The sequence below is a fragment of the Nostoc cf. edaphicum LEGE 07299 genome (assembly GCF_015207245.1).
GTDB classification, from domain to species: domain Bacteria; phylum Cyanobacteriota; class Cyanobacteriia; order Cyanobacteriales; family Nostocaceae; genus Nostoc; species Nostoc edaphicum_B.
Map to the genome: position 1 here is coordinate 1 of NZ_JADEXF010000623.1, position 3,708 is coordinate 3,708.

Annotated in this window: 3 protein-coding genes and 1 pseudogene; 1 reads left to right on the forward strand and 3 read right to left on the reverse strand. The window is 36.9% G+C overall.

Annotated elements, in window-relative coordinates; translation table 11 throughout:
* Positions 1–380: pseudogene (locus tag IQ229_RS17925) on the reverse strand (biotin/lipoyl-binding protein); the annotation flags it as partial.
* Between the two features lie 130 nt (positions 381–510).
* Entirely contained in the window at positions 511–1,098 is a 588-nt protein-coding gene (locus IQ229_RS17930; RefSeq protein WP_194046029.1) for a TetR/AcrR family transcriptional regulator, read from the reverse strand.
* Between the two features lie 288 nt (positions 1,099–1,386).
* On the opposite strand from IQ229_RS17930, the gene IQ229_RS17935 reads away from it, so the two are divergent.
* Positions 1,387–2,544 carry an endo-1,4-beta-xylanase gene (locus IQ229_RS17935; RefSeq protein WP_194046031.1) on the forward strand — a complete coding sequence of 386 codons (1,158 nt, stop codon included), beginning with the start codon at positions 1,387–1,389 and terminating at the stop codon, positions 2,542–2,544.
* A 256-nt stretch (positions 2,545–2,800) separates the two neighbouring features.
* Here the strand turns inward: IQ229_RS17935 and IQ229_RS17940 are convergent, their stop codons facing one another.
* Positions 2,801–3,652 (reverse strand): WecB/TagA/CpsF family glycosyltransferase, encoded by an 852-nt coding sequence (locus tag IQ229_RS17940; protein WP_194046033.1) that lies wholly within the window; start codon positions 3,650–3,652, stop codon positions 2,801–2,803.
* Between the last annotated feature and the right edge of the window lie 56 nt (positions 3,653–3,708).

Consider the following 3,708-nt stretch of genomic DNA (forward strand, 5'->3'; position numbering starts at 1 on the left):
AGTTTAGCTTGAGCAACTCTGACTTGTTGTTGGGCTTGTAGTACAGCAGTTTGCAAGCGATCGCGGGCATCTAAAATTGCTACTACTTGTCCGGCTTGAGTGCGATCGCCTTCTTTGACTAGAATTTTGGCAATGCGATCGCCATCCAATGCTAAGGGCGCAAACAAGCTAATTACTTCTGCTTCCGGTTCTAGCCGTCCTAATGCAGCTACTTTTTGAATGTTGGGCGTGGTTTCTACTGGCTCAGATTTCTCAGCTTGACCAACTAACCCAAATTGAGAAATCCCATAAACAATAATTCCACCCGTAATAACAGTAGCTGCAATTACTAATGCAACTAACCCTTTATTGGAAGCTTTTTTTGATAGCTTTTCAACCATCTTTTTACTCTCCTCAAAAACTATTTTCTCTGCTGAGTTAATCGCGATATCAACTAATTTTTAGCCATCAATAAATATCAGATAATTAATAATTGTTAGATATAAATATTTTGCTATTTAGTTATCAAATCTAACTCTTCACTATTACCCTATGTTGCGGCAAATATGCCGTGAGCATTTTGCCTAATAACGCACATTGTTCCATAAAATCAATTGTTTCATCACCCCATAACTTTTCTAGAATTAACCCATTGACAAAGCTCAAAACAAAGGAAGCCAACATCGGATCTTGAATACCTACAAAATCGCAGGCAGCCTGCTGATAACGCTGATTAGTCCGCTTAAAAACACTATTACTTAACATTTCCTTAGAGTCTTGATGTTGACAAAAATCAATCCAAATATAAGTCCATTTAATGAAGTAATCCTCGTTTTTCACTAGATATTTTCCTAGTGCTTCCATTCCCTCTTGTAATGTTTGCGCTCCTTCTAATTCAGTCAATGCTGCACTTAAATCTTGCTCACATATTTCTTGGGCTAATTGCTCAAATACAGCTTGTTTGCTAGGAAAATAGTGGTACAACGTACCAGTAGAAACCCCTAATCCTTCAGCAATCTGGCGCATAGTGATGGAACCATAGCCTTTTTGAGCAAATAAATCAAAGCACTTGTTAAGCAGTTCTTTTCGGTATTGCTCATGGTCAACAATCTTAGGCATGACTTACGAATCTTTATATCGAACAATTGTTATATATTACATTAGCATATTTACTGCTGATATGTAAAAGCACGGTTAATTGATCTAAATCGAACATGCGTTATAGTTTAATCTATTTTTGCCCTAGATGTAATATTTCTCAATTTTCATCTTTGCCACTTAAGTATGAGACTATGATTTGATTTGGAAAAACTCCGTAAATTCTGGAGATGGAACGATCAAATAAAAACCAGTATATTTTTTATACGGTAAAATAATAATCAATGGATTTTTTATTAAGTGTAATTTATGACTTATCGGAGAAATTTTTTAAGGAGAGCAGGATACACAACCCTTTCTGCCTTATTAACTATGGGGTTTTTACAAAAGGATAACCAAAAACAAGACCAAAACACGAATGCTATTGCAGCAGATTATACAAGTAAAAATTTAAATTCTCCCCTTCGGCAATTAGCTGCCGCCAAAGGAAAGCGTTATGGTGCAGCAATTTCTAGTGAGTTTTTGCTCAAAGATAAGGATTACGCGGGTCTCATGGCTCGTGAATGTTCGATTGTGACACCGAATGGTGAATTAAAATGGGACGCCACTGAACCACAGCCAGGACAATTTACCTTTGAATCAGCAGATGCGATCACTAATTTCTGCCAAAAGCATAATATAGACATGCATGGGCATACCCTTTTCTGGCACATGGGAAAACCAGACTGGCTTCCTTATCCCCCTACACTTAAGGTGATCGAACGCCATGTTAAAGGAGTCATGGGGCATTATCGCAATAGTCCCGTTTTAAAGTCTTGGGATATTGCCAATGAAATTATCGCTGATAGTGAAAATGAAACTGATAATGCAACAATCGGTTTGCGTAAAGGGGTAAAACCAGAATTGATTCGAGACTTATTTTTAATTGCCGCTTCAGTTGATAACAGCAAGAAATTTTACCTAAACGATTTCGGCATCGAAGGCGCTACATGGAAATCAGATCGTTTCTTAAAAATGGTTGAATATCTGAAGAATAGTGGCGTTAAAATTGACGGGGCAGGTCTCCAATCACATCTATGGTTTTCTACTGCATATCCTTTTGACGAGAAAGGACTTAATTCGGTCTTAAAACGGCTTAACGATCTTGAAGTGAAACCAATAATTACAGAATTAGATATTATCATTGATACTCCGTTACCCGATAGTATCAAAAGCTTAGACCAAATGGTAGCCGATAGTTACAAGCGATATCTTGACCTGTGCTTTGCAGCTAAAGTCGATACTGTGATTACATGGGGACTTACCGACCGTCATACCTGGATACGTCATCCTGAATGGATGCCAAGGAAAACCTTTAGAAACAATCCAAGTCTCTGGAAATTTCTGCGTCCGCTTCCCTTTGATGAGAACCTGCAATCTAAACCAGCTCGCAATGCTATAGCCCAGGCTTTTCAGGAATCAATTTAATACTTCACTCAGGCGTAAATATAGTATTTCCTTAGCAACTGAAGTACACCCAAATCTTGTTTACCAAGCTTAGTAGATTTGAAAATGTACCTCACTTTGCTGGGAACTGCTATAGTATTTTTAAGTATTCTTCTAAGCAAAATAGATAAAAATATTTTTTGCTATTCACGATTATGAAAGTTGAATAAGACTTACTGACTAATTAATCATTAAACCTTAGTACAACATTTCATAAATTCGTGACGAATTGAGTAACCTACTGGTAAGGCTTTGAGAAACTCGATAACGCTACGAACTTGTGAAATTTCGTACTTAGAAATACCAGCAGGTTATTTTTTTTTTGTTTACTTGAGATACTCCAAATTTCTTGTAAAAATAATGTGGCAACAAACCAAGGCTCTAGTAAGTAACGTCTCCAAAGTCTTTTTGGTTCAGACAACAAGCGATACAACCATTCTAATCCCACCTTTCCCATCCAGCGAGGAGGAGTAGGTATTGCTCCTGCTATATAGTCCATACAGGCTCCACTATTCAAAATAGTATTGGTATGAAGATGTTCAAGATTTTCGTAAATCCAATATTCTTGGCGTGGCATACCCATTCCCACCATTAATATATGAGGTTTGTAAGCATTAATTGCAGCTACAGTGGCGAGATTTTCTTGACTATCTTTATCTATATCAATATAGCCATGAGCGCAAGCAATCTGTAAACCAGGAAATTTCTGGCATAAAATATTTGCTGCTTTTTCAGCAACTCCTGGCTTTGAACCTAAATAGAATACACGCCAGCCTTTAGTAGCAGCTTCTGCCATCAGAGGACATACCCAGTCAGCATAGGTTACTCTTTGTTCGCGTTTAATTGGAAAACCCAACAGCTTTCCAATAAATACTAAAGGCATACTATCAATATGGGTATATTCTGCCTTGGAATAAAAAGCTTGCATTTTTAGATCGTTATGGAAGAGATAAAGACTATGTAAGTTGTGATTAGCAATAATCCATTTTTCATCTTGCTCAATAGATTCTTCAATCAATGAATTTAAGTCAAGGATAGACAGTGCATCCACTTGAGCACCAATAATTTTATAAGAAAATCGCTTTTTCATATCTTGTTTTTCTTTTGATAAATATGAGATTTTATCTCAAAGTCAAGGTTAGTATT

What these genes read in the sequence shown, in the direction of transcription:
- IQ229_RS17930 (WP_194046029.1), bottom strand. Translation starts at nt 1,098, where the DNA reads ATGCCTAAGATTGTTGACCATGAGCAATACCGAAAAGAACTGCTTAAC.
- IQ229_RS17935 (WP_194046031.1), top strand. Translation starts at nt 1,387, where the DNA reads ATGACTTATCGGAGAAATTTTTTAAGGAGAGCAGGATACACAACCCTT.
- IQ229_RS17940 (WP_194046033.1), bottom strand. Translation starts at nt 3,652, where the DNA reads ATGAAAAAGCGATTTTCTTATAAAATTATTGGTGCTCAAGTGGATGCA.